22 protein-coding genes are annotated in these 20,884 nt (G+C 66.2%); 3 read left to right on the top strand and 19 right to left on the bottom strand.

From position 1 onward, the window contains the following. Positions 1–89: 89 nt before the first annotated feature. The 13 genes from alaS to rlmE all read right to left on the bottom strand — a co-directional run bounded on the left by alaS (position 90) and on the right by rlmE (position 14,831). Positions 90–2,741, bottom strand: a complete 2,652-nt coding sequence (alaS, locus tag CKY51_RS00560) for an alanine--tRNA ligase (RefSeq protein WP_152248730.1) — start codon at positions 2,739–2,741, stop codon at positions 90–92. A gap of 123 nt (positions 2,742–2,864) precedes the next feature. Next, positions 2,865–3,353 (bottom strand): recombination regulator RecX, encoded by a 489-nt coding sequence (gene recX, locus CKY51_RS00555; protein ID WP_022972936.1) that lies wholly within the window; start codon positions 3,351–3,353, stop codon positions 2,865–2,867. 121 nt (positions 3,354–3,474) lie between these two features. After that, positions 3,475–4,506 (bottom strand): recombinase RecA, encoded by a 1,032-nt coding sequence (recA, locus tag CKY51_RS00550; RefSeq protein ID WP_152248729.1) that lies wholly within the window; start codon positions 4,504–4,506, stop codon positions 3,475–3,477. Between the two features lie 172 nt (positions 4,507–4,678). After that, complete coding sequence (gene lexA / locus CKY51_RS00545) at positions 4,679–5,320, bottom strand: transcriptional repressor LexA (RefSeq protein WP_022972938.1); 642 nt, start codon at positions 5,318–5,320, stop codon at positions 4,679–4,681. A gap of 60 nt (positions 5,321–5,380) precedes the next feature. Further along, entirely contained in the window at positions 5,381–7,057 is a 1,677-nt protein-coding gene (gene ubiB, locus CKY51_RS00540) for a 2-polyprenylphenol 6-hydroxylase (RefSeq protein ID WP_022972939.1), read from the bottom strand. Further along, positions 7,057–7,491, bottom strand: coding sequence for a hypothetical protein (locus CKY51_RS00535; protein ID WP_022972940.1), 435 nt, complete (start codon positions 7,489–7,491; stop codon positions 7,057–7,059). The genes ubiB and CKY51_RS00535 overlap by 1 nt, the downstream gene beginning before the upstream one ends. Before the next feature lie 61 nt (positions 7,492–7,552). Then, positions 7,553–8,047: a CinA family protein gene (locus CKY51_RS00530; RefSeq protein WP_022972941.1), complete on the bottom strand. Its 495-nt coding sequence runs from the start codon at positions 8,045–8,047 to the stop codon at positions 7,553–7,555. A gap of 191 nt (positions 8,048–8,238) precedes the next feature. Beyond that, positions 8,239–9,558, bottom strand: coding sequence for a ribosome rescue GTPase HflX (hflX, locus tag CKY51_RS00525; RefSeq protein WP_022972942.1), 1,320 nt, complete (start codon positions 9,556–9,558; stop codon positions 8,239–8,241). A gap of 11 nt (positions 9,559–9,569) precedes the next feature. Then, the gene (gene hfq, locus CKY51_RS00520) at positions 9,570–9,848 is read right to left on the bottom strand and encodes an RNA chaperone Hfq (RefSeq protein ID WP_022972943.1); all 279 of its coding nucleotides are present in this window, start codon (positions 9,846–9,848) and stop codon (positions 9,570–9,572) included. 84 nt (positions 9,849–9,932) lie between these two features. Next, a complete protein-coding gene (gene miaA, locus CKY51_RS00515) occupies positions 9,933–10,916 on the bottom strand; it encodes a tRNA (adenosine(37)-N6)-dimethylallyltransferase MiaA (protein WP_031340078.1) in 984 nt (327 codons plus the stop codon). Further along, positions 10,916–11,818 carry a dihydropteroate synthase gene (gene folP, locus CKY51_RS00510; RefSeq protein WP_022972945.1) on the bottom strand — a complete coding sequence of 301 codons (903 nt, stop codon included), beginning with the start codon at positions 11,816–11,818 and terminating at the stop codon, positions 10,916–10,918. Before folP ends, miaA begins: the two co-directional genes overlap by 1 nt. A 381-nt stretch (positions 11,819–12,199) precedes the next feature. After that, the gene (ftsH, locus tag CKY51_RS00505; protein WP_170292280.1) at positions 12,200–14,140 is read right to left on the bottom strand and encodes an ATP-dependent zinc metalloprotease FtsH; all 1,941 of its coding nucleotides are present in this window, start codon (positions 14,138–14,140) and stop codon (positions 12,200–12,202) included. 58 nt (positions 14,141–14,198) lie between these two features. Next, complete coding sequence (rlmE, locus tag CKY51_RS00500) at positions 14,199–14,831, bottom strand: 23S rRNA (uridine(2552)-2'-O)-methyltransferase RlmE (RefSeq protein ID WP_022972947.1); 633 nt, start codon at positions 14,829–14,831, stop codon at positions 14,199–14,201. A 64-nt stretch (positions 14,832–14,895) separates the two neighbouring features. On the opposite strand from rlmE, the gene yhbY reads away from it, so the two are divergent. After that, positions 14,896–15,201: a ribosome assembly RNA-binding protein YhbY gene (gene yhbY / locus CKY51_RS00495; protein WP_022972948.1), complete on the top strand. Its 306-nt coding sequence runs from the start codon at positions 14,896–14,898 to the stop codon at positions 15,199–15,201. A 19-nt stretch (positions 15,202–15,220) separates the two neighbouring features. Continuing rightward, on the top strand, positions 15,221–15,595 hold the full coding sequence (locus tag CKY51_RS00490; RefSeq protein WP_022972949.1) for an Mth938-like domain-containing protein: 375 nt from the start codon (positions 15,221–15,223) through the stop codon (positions 15,593–15,595). A 308-nt stretch (positions 15,596–15,903) separates the two neighbouring features. On the opposite strand, the gene CKY51_RS00485 is transcribed toward CKY51_RS00490, so the two are convergent. The 4 genes from CKY51_RS00485 to surE are packed head-to-tail and all read right to left on the bottom strand — an operon-like array spanning position 15,904 to position 18,759. After that, the gene (locus tag CKY51_RS00485; protein ID WP_031340079.1) at positions 15,904–16,677 is read right to left on the bottom strand and encodes a peptidoglycan DD-metalloendopeptidase family protein; all 774 of its coding nucleotides are present in this window, start codon (positions 16,675–16,677) and stop codon (positions 15,904–15,906) included. Further along, positions 16,674–17,288, bottom strand: a complete 615-nt coding sequence (locus tag CKY51_RS00480; RefSeq protein ID WP_022972951.1) for a YqaA family protein — start codon at positions 17,286–17,288, stop codon at positions 16,674–16,676. Before CKY51_RS00480 ends, CKY51_RS00485 begins: the two co-directional genes overlap by 4 nt. A gap of 17 nt (positions 17,289–17,305) precedes the next feature. Next, positions 17,306–17,983, bottom strand: a complete 678-nt coding sequence (locus CKY51_RS00475; protein WP_022972952.1) for a protein-L-isoaspartate(D-aspartate) O-methyltransferase — start codon at positions 17,981–17,983, stop codon at positions 17,306–17,308. After that, positions 17,980–18,759 (bottom strand): 5'/3'-nucleotidase SurE, encoded by a 780-nt coding sequence (gene surE / locus CKY51_RS00470; RefSeq protein WP_022972953.1) that lies wholly within the window; start codon positions 18,757–18,759, stop codon positions 17,980–17,982. The genes CKY51_RS00475 and surE overlap by 4 nt, the downstream gene beginning before the upstream one ends. A gap of 100 nt (positions 18,760–18,859) precedes the next feature. Here surE and CKY51_RS00465 point away from each other — a divergent pair, with 100 nt between their 5' ends. Continuing rightward, positions 18,860–19,399 carry a Smr/MutS family protein gene (locus CKY51_RS00465; RefSeq protein WP_022972954.1) on the top strand — a complete coding sequence of 180 codons (540 nt, stop codon included), beginning with the start codon at positions 18,860–18,862 and terminating at the stop codon, positions 19,397–19,399. A gap of 149 nt (positions 19,400–19,548) precedes the next feature. On the opposite strand, the gene truD is transcribed toward CKY51_RS00465, so the two are convergent. Next, positions 19,549–20,643: a tRNA pseudouridine(13) synthase TruD gene (truD, locus tag CKY51_RS00460; protein ID WP_022972955.1), complete on the bottom strand. Its 1,095-nt coding sequence runs from the start codon at positions 20,641–20,643 to the stop codon at positions 19,549–19,551. Positions 20,644–20,744: 101 nt separating this feature from the next. Further along, positions 20,745–20,884, bottom strand: a 140-nt coding sequence (locus tag CKY51_RS00455; protein WP_211904839.1) for a 2-C-methyl-D-erythritol 2,4-cyclodiphosphate synthase, incomplete at its 5' end; no start/stop codon positions are given.

Here is a 20,884-nt window from a genome sequence, read left to right as displayed (position 1 = left end):
CTAGACTGAGACGCGCCCTACGTAAGGGAATAGACGAGAAATGTTAGCGGTACATCCTGCCAGCCAGCAAGGCTTGGCAGGACAAGTGTTCAGCCCAAGTGTTGCTTGACCCAGGAGACGACACCGGCAAGCGCAGTAGCAAGGGCGGGCCCGTCCTCGCCACCACCCTGGGCGAGATCCGGACGGCCGCCGCCCTTGCCTCCAATCTGACCAGCAACATGGCCCAGCAGTTCCCCAGCCTTGACCTTGCCAGTTGGGCTGCCGTTCACGCCCGCGACCAATGCAACCTTGCCGTCCGCGGCACCGGCCAGCACGACCACCGAATCGCCCAGCTGCTGCTTGAGGCGATCCATGGCATCGCGCAGGGCCTTGGCATCAAAGCCCTCCAGCCGCACGGCCACGACCTTGACTCCCTGCACATCGACGGCTGAGGCACCCAGATCGGCGGTCGCACCGGACGCCAACTTGGCCTTGAGCGACTCCAGCTCGCGCTCGAGCCGCTTTTGCCGCTCGCCCAGGGCACGCACCTTGTCCACCACCTCGCCGGCGTTTCCGCCCAACAGCGCTGCGGCCTCATGCAAACGACGCTCTTCGTCGGCGACGTAGTCGAGGGCGCCTTGTCCGGTGACTGCCTCGATCCGGCGCACTCCAGAGGACACTCCGCCCTCTGCGGTAATCTTGAACAAACCGATGTCGCCTGTGCGGCGCACATGCGTGCCGCCGCAGAGCTCAGTGGAATAACCACCCATCTTCAACACGCGCACGCGCTCGCCGTACTTCTCGCCGAACAGCGCCATCGCGCCGAAATCCAGCGCTTCCTGCATGCCCATGTGATGGATTTCGACATCGTGATTGGCACGCACTTCGGCGTTGACCTTGCGCTCGATCACTGCCAGTTCGTCGGCCGAAATCGGCTGGAAGTGTGAGAAGTCGAAGCGCAGCCGGTCCGGCGCGACCAACGAGCCCTTCTGTTGCACATGCGTTCCCAGGACTTCGCGCAACGCGGCATGCAGCAAGTGCGTCGCCGAATGATTCAGGATGGTCCGGCCGCGACGCTGTACGTCGATGCCGCCCGACAACACGACACCCAAGCTCAGCTCGCCCTGCACGATTCGCCCGACATGACCATGGAACTGACCGGCGAACTTCTGCGTGTCGCCGATCTCGATCAACACGCCCTCAGCCGATAGCTGCCCGCTGTCGCCCACTTGTCCGCCGGATTCGGCGTAGAACGGCGTGCGATCGGTGAAGACGATGACCTCATCGCCTGCCTCGGCACGCTCGACCGGGCGCCCGTTCTTGAGCAAGGCGACGACCTTCAGGGCATCGGCATCGTGTGCCTCGTAGCCCAGGAACTGGGTCGGCGCCATGGTGGCGACCAGATCGGCCGGCAGCGCCACGCCACCGCCGAACTTGCCCGCCTCACGGGCGCGGCGACGCTGCTCTTCCATCGCCACGTCGAAGCCCTGCTCGTCAACGCGCAGATTGCGCTCGCGTGCGATGTCCTGGGTCAGGTCGAGCGGAAAGCCGTAAGTGTCGTAGAGCCGGAAGGCGTCCTCACCGGCGATGACGCCAGCGTCGGCCTTGGCGGCCACGTCCTCGAAGATCTTCATGCCGGCATCGAGCGTTTCGGCGAAACGCTCTTCTTCGGCCAATAGCGCGCGCGCCACCGTCTCGCGAGCCACGCTCAGCTCTGGATACGCCTCGCCCATCTGCTCGACCAGGGTCGGCAGCAGCTTGCTGAAGAAGGGCTGGCGCACGCCCAGCATCCAGCCATGACGCAGCGCACGGCGGATGATGCGACGCAAGACATAGCCACGCCCCTCGTTGGACGGCAGCACGCCATCGACAATCAGGAAGGAGCAGGCACGAATGTGGTCGGCGATCACCCGCAGCGACTTGTTCTCCAGGTCGGCAACACCGGTCAACTCGGAGGCCTTGCGGATCAGCGCCTGGAACAGGTCGATCTCGTAATTGGTGTGGACGTGCTGCAGGATCGCAGCCAGTCGCTCCAGCCCCATGCCGGTGTCGACGCATGGAGCCGGCAATGGCATCAGGCTGCCGTCGGCCTGACGGTCGAACTGCATGAAGACCAGATTCCAGATCTCGATGAAGCGGTCGCCATCTTCGTCGGGCGATCCTGGCGGACCACCGGCGATATGCGCGCCGTGGTCATAGAAGATCTCGGTGCAAGGTCCGCAGGGGCCGGTATCGGCCATCTGCCAGAAGTTGTCAGACGCATATGGCGCGCCCTTGTTGTCGCCGATGCGCACGATGCGCGCCTCCGGCACGCCGATCATGTCGCGCCACAACGCATAGGCCTCGTCATCGGTGTGATAGACGGTGACCAGCAAACGCTCGGCAGGCAGCTTCCAGACCTGGGTCAACAATTCCCAAGCCCAGGCGATGGCGTCCTTCTTGAAGTAATCGCCGAACGACCAGTTGCCGAGCATCTCGAAGAAGGTGTGGTGGCGCGCGGTATAGCCCACCGAATCCAGATCGTTGTGCTTGCCGCCCGCGCGCAGGCAGCGCTGCACATCTGCTGCGCGCACGTAGCTGCGCTTTTCCGCTCCCAGAAACACGTCCTTGAACTGGACCATGCCGGAGTTGGTGAACAGCAGGGTCGGGTCGTTGCCGGGCACCAGCGGCGCGGATGGCACGATGGTGTGTCCCTTGCCTTCGAAGAAGGCTAGGAAGTCACGACGGATCTGGGAAGTGGTGAATTTGGCGGGTGCGTTCATGGGCTGGCATTGGGCGGGCGGAGTCCCGGTCACCCCATGAAGATGTGGGCGCTGACGATCGGAACAACCTGAAACAACCAAGAGTAGCAGGCCTTGCACGCCCAGTCCTCACTCCCCCAGCCGCTAGTCGTCCAGATCCAGCCGCGTCGCCGCCCGGATGCTGCCGCCGTCAAAACCGCGCCGAGCGAGCAGATCGGCGGCCTTGCGCCGCTGCGCCAGGTCCACCGGACCATCATCACCGAAGCGGCGGCGCACCAAGGCCCGCGCATTCTCGGTCCAGTCGCCTTCGTAGCCGTCCATTGCGACCCCAATGGCTTCGTTATCCAATCCGTGCATGGCCAATTCGGCGCGCACATGCAAAGGCCCGTAGCCGGACTGCGCACGCCCATGCACGACCGATGCGGCAAAGCGCGCGTCGTCCTGCCAGCCAGCCTCGGCCAGACGCGTAATCGCCTCGTCGGCGGCCTCTGCCGCGATGCCGCGGGATTGCAGCTTGCGACGCAACTCCTTGCGTGAGTGCTCGCGTCGCACCAGCAGCCCCAGCGCCCGCTGGACTGGAGTCTGCTCCTTGAACCGGCGCCCCCGCTTGGGAGCGGGATCCTGCTCGTTCATCGTGGCGTCTCCCCACTTGGGTCGATCAATGCGCCCTCCTTGGCGCCTGCCCTCCTGGCCTGCATAGAACTACCGCGAGGAGCGACGGCACTGACCCCGCCGTCCCCGCGATAGGGAAAACTCACTCGTCGTCGCCGTCGTCCGCCTCGCGCGCAGCTTCGGCCGGCTGGAACTTCTCGCGCAGCTCAGCCTCGAGCTTGGCCGCGACCTGCGGGTTGTCGCGCAGGTAACCGCGGGCATTGTCCTTGCCTTGGCCGATGCGCTCATCTCCGTAGCTGTACCAGGCGCCAGCCTTGTCCACCAATTTGGCCTCCACACCCATGTCGATCAGCTCGCCTTCGCGGCTGATGCCCTCGCCATAGAGGATCTCGGTGACAATCTGCTTGAACGGAGGCGCAAGCTTGTTCTTGACCACCTTGACCTTGGTCTGATTGCCGATGATTTCGTCGCCCTTCTTGATCGCGCCGATCCGGCGGATATCCAGACGCACCGAAGCGTAGAACTTCAGCGCATTACCGCCGGTGGTGGTTTCCGGGCTCTGGCCCGGCATCATCACACCGATTTTCATACGCAACTGGTTGATGAAGATTACCAGCGTGTTGGAGCGCTTGATGTTGCCGGTCAGCTTGCGCAGCGCCTGGCTCATCAGACGCGCCTGCAGACCGGGCAACTGATCGCCCATCTCGCCTTCGATTTCCGCCTTGGGCGTCAGCGCGGCGACCGAGTCGACCACCACGATGTCCACCGACCCCGAGCGCACCAGCATGTCGGCGATTTCCAACGCCTGCTCGCCGGTATCCGGCTGCGACAACAGCAGGTCGTCGACGTTGACGCCCAGCTTGGCGGCATAGATCGGATCCAGCGCGTGCTCGGCGTCGATGAAGGCCGCCGTGCCGCCCTTCTTCTGGCATTCGGCAATGGCCTGCAAGGTCAGGGTGGTCTTGCCCGAGGACTCCGGCCCATAGATCTCGACCACACGTCCCTTCGGCAGGCCGCCGATGCCCAGGGCGATGTCCAGCATCAGCGAGCCGGTCGGAATGACTTCCACGGCCTCGATGACCCGGTCGCCCATGCGCATCACCGAGCCCTTGCCGAATTGCTTCTCGATCTGGCTCAGGGCAGCGGAAAGCGCGCGCTTCTTGTTCTCGTCCATCTTGGGGTGTCCTCGTCAGTGATTCGGTATGGGGCTAATGTAGCGGCGGTGTATCGCACAGGCTGAGACTGTCGGCGACACCCTCACGATAAGCAGGCGGCAGGGACGGCGGCAGCGGGATGTTCCGTGGGGACGGCTCGGGAAACGGCACGTCCGGCGATCGGCGCATGCCTCACCGATTCGGCCGCAACAGGCCGCAATACAGGCCTTCGATGGCGAAATCCTGATCCGGCTGGACCTCGATCGGCGCGTAGTCGGGATTGCGTGGCAGCAAGCGGATCCGGTCCTTGCCGATCTTCAGCAGCTTGACGGTGATCTCCTCGTCGATCCGTGCCACCACGATCTGCCCGGAGCGCGCATCGCGCGTGCGATGCACGCCGATCAGGTCGCCATTGAAGATGCCCTCGTCGCGCATCGAATCGCCCTGCACCTTCAGCAGGTAGTCTGGCGAAGGCGAGAAGAACACTCGATCGAGCACAACGAAGTCGTCAGACCCCAAGTCCGCGCCGATCGGCAGGCCAGCGGCCACGCGCCCCAGGATTGGCAGCCGCAGCACGTCGTCGGCGATGGCCGGCGCCGCTTCGGCAGCCCTGTCACCAGCGACCGGGCCGGCCAGCCGGATGCCGCGCGCCTGGCCCGGCACGCGGCGGATCGCCCCGGCCTGCTCCAGCGCTTCCAGGTGGTACTGCGCCGCACGCACGCCCTTGAAACCAAAGGCGCGCGCGATCTCGGTCTGTGAAGGCGGCACACCGTCGGCGTCGATGCGCTCGGCGATCATGGCCAGAATGGCGTGCTGGGTGTCGGTCAGGTCCATGGTTAGTAGTATTACTACTAACGCGTGACCATGCAAGCCTCCCCCGCTTCGCGGGTCCAGCTAGCGCCTGCTGCGCCAGATCGAGAACAGGATCCAGAAGCCGCACAGGGCCGCGCCGATGAAGCCGCTGACGCCCATCGCCAACAGCCAGCGGCTGGAGATACCGCCGACGCTATTCATCACGATCGACGAGCCGATCACCAAGGCTGCGGTCACGATCCCCATCGTCAGGCGATTGGCGGCGCGATCGACCTGCTCGCCGAACTCGCGCAAGGCACGCGTCTCCACGTGCAACTGCAAGCTGCCGCGGCGTGCGGCCTGCAGCAGGCGCTTGAGATCACGCGGCAGATCGCCGAGCAGATCGATGGCGTTGGTCAGCGTCCGTCGGCCGCGCCGCAGTACTGCGCCAGGCGCGTAGCGCTGCAATACCACGCGCTCCAGATAAGGACGCGCCTCGCTGGCCATGTCGAAATCCGGATCGAGCTGGCGGCCCATGCCTTCCAGGGTCAGGAACGCCTTGATCATCAAGGCCAGATCCGATGGCAAGGTGAGGCCATGGTCGCGCAGGATGGCGGTGACATCGGCGAGCATCGCGCCGATGCGCAACTCCTTCAGCGCCACTCCGCGGTATTCGTCGACGAAGGCGCCGATGTCCTGCTGCAGGCGTAGCTCGTCGATATCCAGGCGCGTGCCGGCCCAGTCCAGCAGCACGTCGATCACCGCTTCCGCATCGCAGCTGACCATGCCATGCAGCAATTGCGCGACCTGCAGCCTCCGCTGCTCGGCGATGCGCCCGACCATGCCGAAGTCGATCACTGCGATGCGGCCGTCGCGCAGATAGAAAACATTGCCCGGATGCGGATCGGCATGGAAACAACCATCCTCCAGCATCATCTTCAACACGATACCGGCACCGGTGCGCGCCAACTGCTTGCGATCGAGTCCGGCGGCATCGACCGCAGCCAGATCACGACCAGGGATGCCGTCGACGAAGTCCTGCACGTTGAGCGATTCGCAGGTCCATTGCCAATGCACACCCGGCACCAAGACGCGCGGATCGCCGGCGAAGTTGGCCGCGATCCGCTCGGCATTGCGGCATTCGGCGGCGAAATCGAGCTCGCGCCGCAGCGAGAGGGTGAACTGTTGGACCACCTCGGCCGGTCGGTAGCGTTTGAGATCCGGCGCACGCGCTTCGACGATCTCGGCCAGCCGCGCCAGCAGGCGCAGATCCGCATCGATGGTGTCGCCGATCCCGGGCCGGCGAATCTTCAACACCACCGGCCGGCCATCGGCCAACCAGGCACGGTGCGTCTGCGCCAGCGAGGCGGCCGCCAATGGCTGCTCGTCGAGCGTGGCAAATACCTGTTCCGGCTCCATGCCCAGCGCGGCCACCAGTTGCGGACGGATCTGCGCGAACGGCAAGGCCGGCACGGAGTTCTGCAACTCGCTCAGTTCCTCGATCCAATCCGGCGGCAGCAGATCGACCCGCGTCGCCAGCACCTGACCCAGCTTGACGAAGGTGGGGCCGAGTTCCTCCAACGCGCGCCGTACGCGCATCGCAGCGGACAGGCGCAAGCGCCCATCGGCGTTATTCCAATGCAGCAGCCGCCCTGCCCGCTCCAGCACATCGGCCAGGCCGATCCGGCGCACCAGATCGCCAAAGCCATAGCGAATCAGCACTGCCGCCACTTCCTGCAGGCGACCGAGATCGCGGACCGTACCCAACGCCTCCCACATCAGCACGCACTCCCGCGCTGGCTGCGATTGCCGCGTGACCTGACCGCGCACGCCCGCGCCAGCGGCCGTAGCCAATGGGCGCCGACCAGCGCCAACAGGTTCGCCTGCTGCCCGCGATCCAACCGCAATGCCATCGAGACAGACGCCAGCCGTGGCCCACGCACCCGACCTCCAGCGCCAGCGGGCGTAGCCGCCAGCAGGCGGGGCGTACGGCAGCGACCGCTGAAACACCTGGAAAGGAACGGCATGAACTGCAACATCGCGTACGACTCGTCTCGGGGAATTTGTTTGTAGCCGATCCTCGCGCCGCTGTCGCGCCAGGCCACCATCGGCACCTGCTTGAAATGTATCTTCAGCGCCGGCGCGCATCGCAGCGCCCGCCATGGCTTGCCATTCTTCCTGCCCTGGAGCTTGCGCGCGATCGCAGGGCGCATGCGTCTGCATCGATGCCGCTGCGCCTGCCGCCCGATGCAGCAATCGCCGCGCCAGGCGACGCTAGAACTGCGCGCTCAAACCACGCAAGGCGGCCGCCACGGTTTGACGGCGCACCGCGTCACGGTCACCAGCAAACTGAAACACCTGTGCCGTCGCATAGCCACCGCGTCGCTTCCAGCCGATCCACACCGTACCGACCGGCTTGCCTTCGCTCCCACCGCCTGGCCCGGCGATACCGGTTACCGCGACGCCGATACTGGCGCCGGAATGCACCAACGCACCGGACACCATTTCGATCACCGTTTCGCGGCTGACCGCACCATGGACCTCCAGAGTTTGCGGGCGCACGCCCAATAGCGCCTGCTTGGCCTCGTAGCTATACGCCGCCATGCCGCAATCGAACCAGTGCGAAGAACCGGCGACATCGGTCACCGCCTTGGCGATCCAACCGCCGGTGCAGCTCTCGGCGGTGACCAGGCGCTCGCGCGCGGCCAGCAATTGCTGTCCCAGCGTTTCGGCCAGCTGCTGGAGTTCGGAATCGGTGGCAAGGGACATGGGGCGTGGGGCGATCGGGAGCAACCCGCGTTGTAGCCCAATTCATTGCCGCTGTCTGCGGCCATGCCGCCAATCGCAATCGGCGGCATGGCCTCGGTTCAGACCGGACAAGCAAGAGAGGCGCGCGCAGACGATGGTCCCGAGCGCAGCGAGGATGCAGGCACAGGGCGTGCCCTGCGGATCGCTCAGGACTAGGACTCCCACTCCTCAAGACGCGACGGCAGCAAGGCACGCAGTGGCGCCCCATCTGCGCTGGCGGCCAGCCGCTCGGCTTCCACCAACGGCAAGTCCACCTCCAGCAGCCATCCCTCTTCGTCGGACTGCTCGTGGCGGACCACTTCCAACTGGTGCAGCTTGGAGCGTAACCGCCCCGACGATGGCGGCAATCGCAATGCGCCGGTGATGTGGCGTAGATCCAGTCGCTTGCCGAGCGCACGCTGCAGTTCTTCCAGGCCGCGGCCGTCGCGTGCGGAGATCCACACCCGCTCGCGCCGCGCCTGGTCGGGAATGCCATCCTGCGCGTCGTGGCGCACTTCGGCGCCCTCGATCCGGTCGATCTTGTTGAACACCAGCAACTGCGGCAGCTCGCCGGCACCGACCGCCTGCAACACATCGTCGACCTGCTGGATGCGCTCCTCGCGCAGCGGATCGGCGGCATCGACCACATGCAGCAACAGGTCGGCATCGCGCGCTTCGGACAAGGTGGAACGGAATGCCGCAACCAGCTCGTGCGGCAGATCGCGTACGAAGCCGACCGTATCGGCGAGCACCGCGCTGCCGCCTGGCAGGGCAATGCGTCGCACGGTCGGATCGAGGGTGGCGAACAACTGGTCGGCGGCATAGGCCTCCGCACCGGTGAGCGCATTGAACAGCGTCGACTTGCCGGCATTGGTGTAGCCGACCAGAGCGATGCGCGGCAATTCGCTGCGCATGCGAGCCCGCCGCATCTGGCTGCGCTGCACCTCGACCTTCTCCAATCGCTTCTGCAGTTGCTCGACCCGCTTCTGCAGCAAGCGACGATCGGTTTCCAACTGGGTTTCGCCAGGACCCCGCAGGCCGATCGAACCGCCGCGCTGACGCTCAAGGTGGGTCCAGCCACGCACCAGGCGCGTGGCCATGTGGCGCAACTGCGCCAACTCGACCTGCAGCTTGCCTTCGTGGCTGCGCGCACGTTGCGCGAAGATATCCAGGATCAGTCCGGTGCGGTCGATGACTCGCCGCTCCAGGTAGCGCTCCAAGTTGCGTTCCTGGCCAGGCGACAAGGTGTGGTTGACCAGCACCAGGTCCGCGCCAGTGGCATCGGCGGCGGCCTTGACCTCTTCCAGCTTGCCGCTGCCGATCAGCGTCGATGGGCTAGGCTTGTCGATGCGCGCGGTCAATGTCGCGGCAATGGTGGCGCCCGCCGACTTGGCGAGGTCGGCGAACTCTTCCAGCACATCCTCTTCCGCAGGCCCACCGGCGTGGGTCTGGATCAACAGCGCGTGTTCGCCCTTGCGCGAACGGTCAAACACGCATCACTCCATTACTGCTCGACGTCGTCATCATCCGCCTGGTTGTTCTCGTTGGATTGCACGTAACCGCCGCCAGGACCCACCCGCACGTTGCGCGCCGGGACCACGGTGGAGATCGCATGCTTGTAGACCATCTGGCTGACCGTGTTGCGCAACAAGACCACGAACTGATCGAAGGATTCGATCGTCCCCTGCAGCTTGATGCCGTTCACCAGATAGACGGACACCGGCACTCGCTCGCGCCGCAACGCGTTGAGGAACGGGTCCTGCAAAGATTGCCCCTTGGCCATCGAAATACGCCTCCTGATCTCATTATTGTTTTTATCGATCCGCTGACCGCTGCCATCCCCGCAGCTGGCCCCGGATAAGCGATGTTACACGCCTGATGGCGGCAGTGCAGCGGGCCGATCAGCGAGGAAGGCGACAAGTGCCTGTTCCAGTTGATACCGATCATGCTCCGGGTCGAACCAGCGGGCGTCCAGTTCGCCGCGCAACCAGGTCAGCTGCCGCTTGGCCAGTTGCCGGGTGGCCTGCACGGCCTTGTCGCGGAAGCCATCCAGGCTGGCGGCACCGTCCAGGTACTCCCAGGCCTGGCGGTAACCGACCGCCCGCACCGCCGGCAGGTCCAACGGCGCCGCCACCGCCTGCATCTGCGGCAGCGCCCTTAGCCGCTGCACTTCTTCCAGCAGCCCGTCGGTCAGCATGGCATCCAGCCGCGCAGCAATGCGTGCATGCAGCACCGATCGCTCGCGCGGAGCCAGCACCAGCTTGAGGACCCGTAGTGGCAGTCGCGGACCGCCGGGCTGGGCCTGCCAGTGACTGATGGGCTTGCCACTGATCCGGTAGACCTCCAGCGCACGCTGGATGCGCTGCGGATCGGTCGCGTGAATCCGCGCCGCGGCGACCGGATCGATCTGTGCCAGCTGCGCATGCAAGGCCGTCCAACCGTGCTGGGCGGCCTCGTCGGCGATCTGGCGACGGACCTCCACGTCTGCCTCTGGCAGCTGGGCAAGCCCATCCAGCAACGCCCGGAAATACAGGCCGGTGCCGCCCGCCAGGATCGGCAGCTTGCCGCGGGCGACGATCTGGGCGATGGCCTGGCGGGCGTCATGGGCGAACTCGGCGGCCGAATACACCTGCCAGGGATCGCGCAGATCGATCAGATGATGCGGCACTGCGGCGCGCATGGCCGCGTCCGGCTTGGCCGCGCCGATGTTCAGCCCACGGTAGACCAGCGCCGAATCGACGCTGACGATCTCGCCATTCCACCGCTGCGCCACCTCCAGCGCCAACGCGGTCTTGCCGCTGGCGGTGGGGCCCATCAGGGCGAGCGCCAATGGCCGGCGGTCGGCTGCCATCAGTCCTCGTCCGGCCAGCGAATCGCCGGCGCGGCCGCGGTGCTCGTGCGCGGGACCGGAATCGCCGCCACGGCGGTCCACACCTTCAAGGCATCGACGGTCGCGGCCACGTCGTGCACCCGCAGCAGTTGGGCGCCGTGCTGGGCGGCGATCAGGTGCGCGGCCACCGAGCCATGCACGCGCGCGACCGGTTCGGCATGCCCGGTCAGCTCGCCGATCGTACGCTTGCGTGACAGCCCGGCCAGCACCGGCAGCCCGAACTCCTGCAGTCGTTGCAAGTGCGCCAACAAGGTCAGGTTGTGCGCAGTGTTCTTGTCGAAACCGAAGCCCGGATCCAGCAGCAGGCGGCGCTTGTCGATACCGGCCATTTCGGCGGCGAAGATGCGTTCGGCCAGGAAGCGGTGCACCTCGGCAACCACATCGTCGTACTGCGGCTCGGCCTGTGTCGCCTGCGGGCTGCCACCGCCGTGCATCAGCACCACCGGCACGCCCAGCTCGGCCGCGGCGGCCAGCGCACCGGGGACGCGCAGCGCGTGCACGTCGTTGATCATGCCGGCCCCGGCAGCGACTGCGGCACGCATGACCTCCGGTTTGAAGGTGTCCACGCTGATCGGCACCTGTGTGCGCGCCGCCAGCGCTTCGATCACCGGCACCACCCGGCGCAGTTCCTCGTCCACGGGCACCGGCGCTGCGCCTGGGCGGGTCGATTCGCCTCCGACATCCAGCACCGCGGCGCCTTCGTCCACCAGACGCAGACCATGGGCCACCGCCGCCTCGACGCTGGCGTGATGACCGCCGTCGGAAAACGAATCCGGGGTCACGTTGAGAATGCCCATGACCTGCGGGCCATCCAGGCGTAGCCAGCGGCCGGCGCAGTCCAGGCGGGGCGCGGTGTCGAACATCGGGAAACTCCTCGTAGTGGTGGGGCGATACACGCCAGCAAGCCAGTGCGACGCGCGGTGGACCATCGACCACCGCCTTGGCCAACAGCGCTGGCCACCGCCAAGGCAGCGACCATCTCGGCCGTCATTGTCACGCAGCCCGCCCGCGTGCAACCAGCGAGTGGTCGGCGCGCAGTTGCGTATTGCAAGTCTCGACCTGAGTTCCGGCAGGCTATCGCCGAGGACCTGCGACAGCCGTTCAGAGCGCTACAAGTGGCGCGCGCACCGCACCGATCGCATGCACCGCCAGGGGCAGACCGATCTACGGCGATGCCGCCTTCCAAAAGCACCGAGGCCAGGGATTGCGCCCTGGCCTCGGTAGCGATCGGACGCGCCAGCCGCTTACAGCTGTTCGGCCGGACCGGCGATCGGCGGCAGCGGACGTGGACTGCCCTTGTCATTGTTGTTGCCGCCATCCTTGCCCGACTTGCCCCAACCAGCCGGCGGCGGCGGCTCGCGGCCTTCCATGATGGCGTCGATCTGCGGCGCATCGATGGTCTCGTACTGCAACAGCAGCTGCGACATCGTGTGCAGCTTGTCGAGATTGTCGGTCAGGATGGTCTTGGTCTTGCTGTAGGCCTTGTCGAGGATCGAGCGCACGACCTCGTCGATCTTGCGCGCGGTCTCGTCGGAGACGTTCTTGTGCTGGGTCACCGAACGACCGAGGAACACCTCGTCCTCTTCCTCGCCATAGGCCACCGGCCCCAACTCGTCGGACAAGCCCCACTTGGTCACCATGTTGCGGGCCATCTTGGTTGCCCGCTCGATGTCGTTGGAGGCACCGGTGGTGACCTTGTCGCCGCCGAAGATCAGCTCCTCGGCTACACGCCCGCCGTACAGCGAGCACAGCTGCGATTCGATCGCCACTCGGTTCATCGAGTACTTGTCGCCCTCGGGCAGGTACATCGTCACACCCAGCGCGCGGCCGCGCGGAATGATGGTGACCTTGTAGACCGGGTCGTGCTCGGGCACCAGGCGACCAACGATGGCATGACCGGCCTCGTGATAGGCGGTCAAGGTCTTCTCGTCCTCGCTCATGGCCATCGAGCGACGCTCGGCACCCATCAGGATCTTGTCGCGGGCACGATCGAAGTGGTCCATCCGGACCTCCTTCTCGTTGCCGCGCGCGGCGAATAGCGCCGCCTCATTGCAGAGGTTGGCCAGGTCGGCACCGGAGAACCCCGGGGTGCCGCGCGCAATCACCAGCGGCTCGACATCGTCGGCCAGCGGCAGCTTGCGCATGTGCACGCGCAGGATCTGCTCGCGACCCTTCACGTCCGGCAGCCCCACCACCACCTGACGGTCGAAGCGACCCGGGCGCAGCAGCGCAGGATCCAGCACGTCCGGACGGTTGGTCGCGGCGATGACGATCACGCCCTCGCCCCCTTCGAAGCCGTCCATCTCGACCAGCAGCTGGTTCAAGGTCTGCTCGCGCTCGTCGTGACCGCCGCCCAAGCCAGCACCGCGATGACGGCCGACCGCATCGATCTCGTCGATGAAGATGATGCACGGCGCATGCTTCTTGGCCTGCTCGAACATGTCGCGCACGCGGCTGGCACCGACGCCGACGAACATCTCGACGAAATCCGAACCGGAGATCGAGAAGAACGGCACCTTGGCCTCGCCGGCAATGGCCTTGGCCAACAGCGTCTTGCCGGTGCCCGGCGGGCCGACCATCAACACGCCGCGCGGGATCTTGCCGCCGAGCTTGGTGAACTTGGTGGGGTCGCGCAGGAAGTCGACCAGCTCGCCGACTTCTTCCTTGGCCTCGTCGCAACCAGCAACGTCGGCGAACGTGACCTTGACCTGGTCCTCACCCTGCAACTTGGCGCGCGACTTGCCGAAGCTCATCGCCCCCTTGGCACCGCCACCGCCACCCTGCATCTGGCGCATGATGAACAGCCAGAAGCCGATGATCAGGATGACCGGCAGGAAATTCAGCACCAGCGACCAGAAACCCGGGCCGGTGGCCGGCTTCTGCCGCGTCATTTCGATGTTCTTGCTGTAGAGCACGTCGACCAGCTTGTCGTCACGCGGGCCGTAGACCGTGCCCTCGGTGCCGTCGGCACGCTTGAAGCGGATCGCATTGACCGACAGACCGGTTTCATCGGTGTAGTCCACCGACTTCACGCGGCCGGCGTCCACTTCCTTCAGAAACTGGGTATAGGTGATCGAATCGGTGCCGGCGCCGCCGGCCATCCGCGGCGAGAAGCTCTGGAAGACCACCATCAGCACCACCGCGACGACTACCCATAACAGCAAATTCTTGGTCAAGTCGTTCATCCTCATTGGCTCCGGTGCCCTCTACTCTTCGATGCGTGATGCGGTGGTCGTTGGCAGCTTACTTGATCTGGGCACGCTTGCCCTGACCGAGCGCATAAACTTCCGGCGACCGCTTGCGCGAGGCCGCCGGCTTGCGGATCGTCACCTTGTCATAGCGGCGGCGAAGCTCGCGAATGTAATCGTCGAATCCGACGCCCTGGAAGAGCTTGATCAGGAACGCCCCGCCCGGCTTCAGGTGGTTGTCGGCGAACTCCATGGCCAGCTCGGCCAGGTGCATCATCCGCGGTTGGTCGACCGCGTCCATGCCACTCTTATTGGGGGCCATATCCGACAGGACAAGGTCTACCGGCACATCCCCCAGCATGGCCTCCAGTTGCGATAGGACGTCTTGCTCCCTGAAGTCGCCGTGAAGGAACTCCACCCCCGCCAGCGGCGGCATGTCCAGGATGTCCAGCGCCAGCACCCGGCCACGCTCGCCCATCGACTTGCGGACCTGCTGCGACCAGCCGCCGGGCGCGGCCCCCAGATCGACCACCACCATGTCCGGTTTGAGCAGCCGGTCGCGCTCCAGCAGCTCTTCCAGCTTGTAGGCCGCACGCGACCGCATGCCCTCGGCCTGCGCTTTCTTGACGTAGGGATCGGCGAAATGTTCCTTGAGCCAACGCTGGCTGCTTTTGCTGCGGGAGGGCATGACGGAAGGGTCCAAACGGGCCGTCATGATACCCTGAACGCCCTTTGCTTCCTGTCGATCCTGCATGTCCATCGCTCTTACCCCCGCTCAGACCCGTTTCCTGCGCGGCCAGGCCCACGACCTCAAGGCACTGCTGCAGACCGGCGGCAAGGGGGTCACTCCCGCCTTTTTGGCCGAACTGGAGGAGGTGCTGGAGCGGCATGAGCTGGTCAAGGTGAAGGTGGCCGCAGAAGATCGCGAGACCCGCGATGCCCTGATCGCCGAGATCACTGCCCACACCGGCAGCGCGCTGGTGCAGCGCATCGGCCATGTCGCCATTCTCTATCGCCCCAGCAAAGACAAGCGCCAGATCGTGCTGCCGCGCAGCTGACCGTCCTACCGAGTCCGCCATGCCCCTGAGCCAGGAACACCCCGACTACGCCTATGCCCTACGCGCCGCCGATGGCCGCCATGCCAAGGTGAACGAGCAAATCCTGCAACAGAGCTTCATCCTGATGCCCGACACTCTGGTCGAGCAGTGGCCGGTCGCCGGCCTGGACCAGTTGCAACCCACGCATATGGACGCGGTGCTGCAGCTGCAGCCGGCCGTGGTCCTGCTCGGGACCGGCGAACAGCAGGGATTTCCCCCGACCGAGGTGCTGGCGGCCTGCCTGACCCGCGGCATCGGCCTGGAAGCGATGAGCAATGCCGCCGCCGCACGTACCTACAACGTGCTGGCCAGCGAAGGCCGGCGGGTGGCGCTGGCGATGATTTTGGCGGGATGAAGAAGGATCGGGACCCGGGACCCGGGACCCGCGAAGCATCCATCTCGCAGGCTTCTTAAGTGTCAACTGCCACCCAGGTAAGGCGAACAGGCAGATGCGACCGGCGTAACCAGCGGCTGTTCGGCCGCACAGCCCGGCGTTCATGACGCTTGCGGCAGCTCGGCGCGCACGCCCGCAGAGATCGCAGCCTGCGCGGCAAGCGTTCGATCACCTCGACGAAGCACCCTCGAACATCGAATACATCACGTCGCAACAAGGCTACCGAAGCTGGCTTTTGCGGGTTCCGGGTCCCGGGTCCCGGGTCCCCCTCACTTCTTCGGCAAATACAGCAACGGATCCACCGGCTTGCCGTTGTAGCGGATCTCGAAATGCAGCATGTCGCGCGCGGCGCCGCTGCGGCCCATTTCGGCGATCTGCTGCCCCGCCTTCACGTTCTGGCCCTCGTTGACCAGGCGTTTGCGGTTGTGGCCATAGGCCGACAACCATTGATCGTTGTGCTTGATGATGATCAGTTCGCCGTAGCCGACCAGGCCTGCGCCGGAATACACCACCACGCCGTCGGCAGCGGCGCGCACCGCTTGTCCACTGGCGCCGGCGATATCCACACCCTGCTTGGTGGTCTCGCCGCTGACGAACGTGCCCACGACCACGCCATCGGCCGGCCAGCGCCAGGTGAAGCCGCTGCTGGGAGGCGCCGTGGTCGGTGCCGGTGGCCGCGCCGGCACCGGGCTACCTGCCACCGGTGCGCTATTGGCGGGCCGGCTGCCTGCGCCAGCGGGATACAGTTTCAAGGTCTGCCCGGGATAAATGGTGTTGGGCGAGGACAGGCCGTTCCAGGCCGCCAGGTCGGCGGCGCTGATGTTGGTCCGCCGCGAGATCGCATAGAGCGTGTCGCCGCGTTGCACCGTCACCGTGGCGCCGGGACGCGGCACCGATGGCCGCGCCGTGGCCGGACGTGCGCCCGCGCTGGAACCTCCCGTCGGCGAACGTACCACCGTCGCGCTGCTGCACGCCGTCAGCACCGTTGCCAGCGCCAGCATCACCGTCATTGTCCGTGCCGACATCATCTGCGTCCTACTCATCCGTTCATCGCCCTCCACGCCAACCAACCGGCCCCACCGACCAGTACCGCGGTCGCCACCCAGCCGAGCGGCTCGATCCAGCGATGCAACGCTGCCTCAGCGCGCGCTCCGCCCAGACGGATCGCGCCGGCCACCAGAAACACCCGCTTGCCCCGCCCGACCAGCATGCTGGCGACGAACGGCAGGATCGGCACGCCGACCACGCCCGACGCCCAGGTGAAGATCTTCAATGGGATCGGGGTAAAGCCCACGATCACCAGCAGCCAGAATGCCTTCCACGGCGATTCGGCGACGACTTGCCGCAGGTGCTGCACCTGCTCGTCGATGCGCGGCCCCCAGCCCAGCCAGTCGATCAACGGCTGCATCGCGGCGAACGCGAAGTGGCCCAGCAGATAGCCGACCAGCGCACCGGCCAGCGAACCCGACAGACTCAAGGTCGCGAACCACAGCGCGCGCTTCGGCGCGGCCAGCGACATCGGCGCCAGCATCACTTCCGGCGGTACCGGGAAGATGAAGCCTTCGATGAAGCTGAGGCCGGTCAACAGCGCTGGCGCGCGGCGGTGGCGAGACCAACGAATGGCCACGTCGTACAACGGCCCGAATAGTTTCATCGAGAAATTCTCATGGATTAATCCAGCATGCCCGACAACAGCGGGACGAACGTGACCGGGGCCAGAATCTGTTGCGCGATGCTGCCGTCGTCCGCGCGCGTCAGCTGCACCAACGACTGCGCGGACGCACCACCGACCGGCGCCACCAGGCGACCGCCAACGGCAAGCTGGTCGATCAGCGCATCCACCAGCGCCGGCGCAGCGGCAGTGACGACGATGGCGTCGTACGGCCCATGTTCGGGCCAGCCGATACGGCCATCGTCGTGCTTGCTGCGGACATTCATACCGAGTTGGCGGAAGCGCTTGCGCGCCTGTCGCAAGAGGTCGCCGATGCGCTCGACGGTGTAAACCTCCAGACCGAGCGCGGCCAGGATCGCGCCCTGGTAACCGGAGCCGGTGCCCACTTCCAGCACCTTGCTCGGCATCACCTGCAGCACCGCTTCGGTCATGCGTGCCACGACCCACGGTTGGGAGATGGTCTGCCCATGACCGATCGGCAGCGCGGTGTCTTCGTAGGCGCGCGAGGCCAGCGCCTCATCGATGAACAAGTGACGCGGCACGGTGCGCACGGCGTTGAGCGTGGCCTCGTCCTGGATACCCGCCTCGCGCAGCCGTTCGACCAGACGGTCGCGTACCCGTTGCGAGGTCATGCCGATGCCGACCGCTTCCGGTTGCAGGCGCAGCCGTGGGGTCATGCCGGGCCGTCCAGCGCGGCGGTGAGGCCGCCGACCCAGCCGGCCACCGTCTCCAGCGCCTGGTAACGGGTCAGATCGACATGGATCGGCGTGATCGAGATATACCCGGTCCGCACCGCATGGAAATCGGTGCCCGGCCCCGCGTCCTGCTCCGGCCCGGCCGGGCCGATCCAGTACACGGTGCGCCCACGCGGGTCGCTCTGCGGGACACAGGGCTCGGAGCGATGGCGGTTGCCGAGCCGGGTGACCTCGAAACCGCGCATGTCCGACCAAGCCAGGTCCGGCACGTTGACGTTGAGAATGGTGTCGGCCGGCAACGGATCGGCCTTCAGCCGCGCCACGATCTCCACCGCTGCGCGCGCGGCGGTCTCGTAATTGTGTGCCTGGTGGTTGTGCGTGACCAGCGACACTGCGACCGCCGGCAGACCGAGGAAGCGACCTTCCATCGCCGCCGACACGGTGCCGGAATAGATCACGTCATCGCCGAGATTGGCGCTGTTGTTGATGCCCGACACCACGATATCGGGGTCGTAGTCGAGCATGCCGGTCAAGGCCAGATGCACGCAGTCGGTCGGGGTGCCGGCGACCGCACAGGTCTGGGCATCGATCCGGCGGGTACGAATGGGCACATCCAGCGTCAGCGAATTGCTGGCGCCAGAGCGATCGCGATCGGGCGCGACCACCATCACCTCATGACCGGCCTGGCGCAGCGCCTCGGCCAGGATCTGGATGCCGGGGGCGTCGACGCCATCGTCGTTGCTAACCAGTACGCGCATGGGACTCCTCGGAAAAGCCGGACCATGATACCGGATGCGCCCGCCCCCTTCCCGCTCGATCTTCGCTTGCACCTGCGACCGGGCGCGCTACGCTGGCAGCATGTCGCACCCCGAAGACGAAGACGATGCCGCGCTGTTTCGCGCCGCGATCGGCGAGGTCACCCCGCTCCGCCCGGTCGCGCCGCCGGCCAATACGCCGCCGCGCCCCAAGCCGCGCGCGCGCATGGCCGAGCGCGACGAGGCGGAGGCGCAAGGCGAATTCGCCCGATTGCTTCGCAGCAGCGCACCGCTGGAGGCCGGCGACACCGCCAGCTATCGACGCGACAGCTTGCCGGCGCGACTGTTCCAGCGCCTCAAGCGCGGGCAGTTCTCGGTGCAGGACGAGCTGGACCTGCATGGCGCCACGGCCGCACAGGCGGAAGCCTTGCTGCGGCAGTTCCTGGCCGAAGCGCATGCGCACGAGCATGGCTGCGTGCGCATCATCCATGGCAAGGGGCTGCAATCGGACAACGGCGCGCCGGTACTGAAGAATCTGGTGGATCGCCTGTTGCGCCAACGCAACGACGTACTCGCCTTTCATTCGGCACCCCCGACACAGGGCGGCACCGGCGCCTTGCTGGTGCTGCTGGCGCGGCGCTGAGCAGCGGCGCGGCGATGGCAACAGACGGCCGACCGTGACTCACTGCGACGGCAGGCTCATGCTTGCGTCGCCAAACGCCGATGTGCGGCGGTAGCGCACATCGCTGCCGAAGCGAGCGGCTGGGTTGCCGCTCGGCGATCGATACGTGATCAGTGCGTCGCGGAATCGGCCTGGCTGACGTCGCTCACATCGCCCAGCTCCCACAACAGCGCGGTGGCGTAGCAGCCCGGCGGCAGCGCAAAGGCCACCTCCAGGGTCTGCGCGTCGCGCCATTGAAACTGCAGCTCGAGCGGGCGCAACCGTAATGCGCGCCGCTCCTGCTTCAAGCCGGCGGCTTCCAACCCCGCACGCAAGGCCTGCGATTGCGCGTCGGACAAGGCCTGCTGTTCCAGTGCCGCCGCCTCACCGCTGGAACGCAAGGCGCCTGCGCCCCACAACGGCCCACTGGGATGGATATCGAAACGGGCCAGTCGCTCGGCCAATACATCGGTCCAGGGCTCGGGGCCGAATACGCTGCGCGAGCCATCCAACATCCACGCTTCGCCTTCCAGCGGCGTATCCCAGCACGCCTGCGCCACGCGCGCGGACAGCACGCGGTTGAACAATGCCGACCGCGCGGCCGACAGCATCAAGGCGCGCTGGTCGTTGCGCAGACGCCGCTTCGGCGCCGACGTCAGGCTGCCGTCCGCCTGTTCGACATGCCCGAACATCGCCAAGGCGGTGGCCACATTGCCGCCGTCGCGACCGAAGCGCTGCTCGCCAAACCAGTTGGGAAGTCCGCGCGCAGCGATCGCCTGCAGCCGCTGCTCGATGGCCGCGCGCTCGCCCTGCACCTGCCGCAACGTAAGCACGAAGCGATTCCCCTGCAAGGCGCCGCGTTGCAACTTGCGGTTATGCCAATGGTGTTCGACCACTTGCACGTTGGCATCGTCGAGCGCGGCGAGATCGGGGGCGACGCGGCGCGGCAGATGCACACTGAAGCGCTGGGTGGTCACTGCATGGCGATCCTTCAGGCCGGCATAGCCGACGCCCATCTCGGGAATGCCGGCCCATTGCGCGATCCGCTTGGCCACATAGGCGGTGTTCTGTCCGCGCTTGCGCACGCTCAACAGCAGGTGCTCGCCCTCGCCGGAGGCCGCAAAGGCCGGCAGTTCGTCGACCTGAAAATCATCCGGCACGCTGCGCATGTGCGCGGTCAGCACCGCAGCGCCGTGCGCGCGCGGCAGGGAGGAAGCATCATGCATGCGGGAACTCACTTGGGCCTTCGATCCGGACATTGACGCCTGACCGGCATGGTCAGTCGGCACAGAACGCTGCGGCGCCATGCGGCCCGCAGCGATAAATTTCAGGGCGCGATCCGGCCCAGCAGCACGGCCGCCTGGGCGGCGATCCCCTCGCTGCGGCCGGTGAAGCCGAGTTGTTCGCTGGTGGTCGCCTTGACACTGACGGCATCGAGCTCGATCGCCAGCACGTCGGCGATGCGCG

It is taken from the genome of Xanthomonas maliensis (assembly GCF_009192945.1).
Classification (GTDB): Bacteria; Pseudomonadota; Gammaproteobacteria; order Xanthomonadales; family Xanthomonadaceae; genus Xanthomonas; species Xanthomonas maliensis.
Note: the sequence above shows the minus strand (reverse complement) of the source record. Positions and strands in the feature narration are given on the sequence as shown.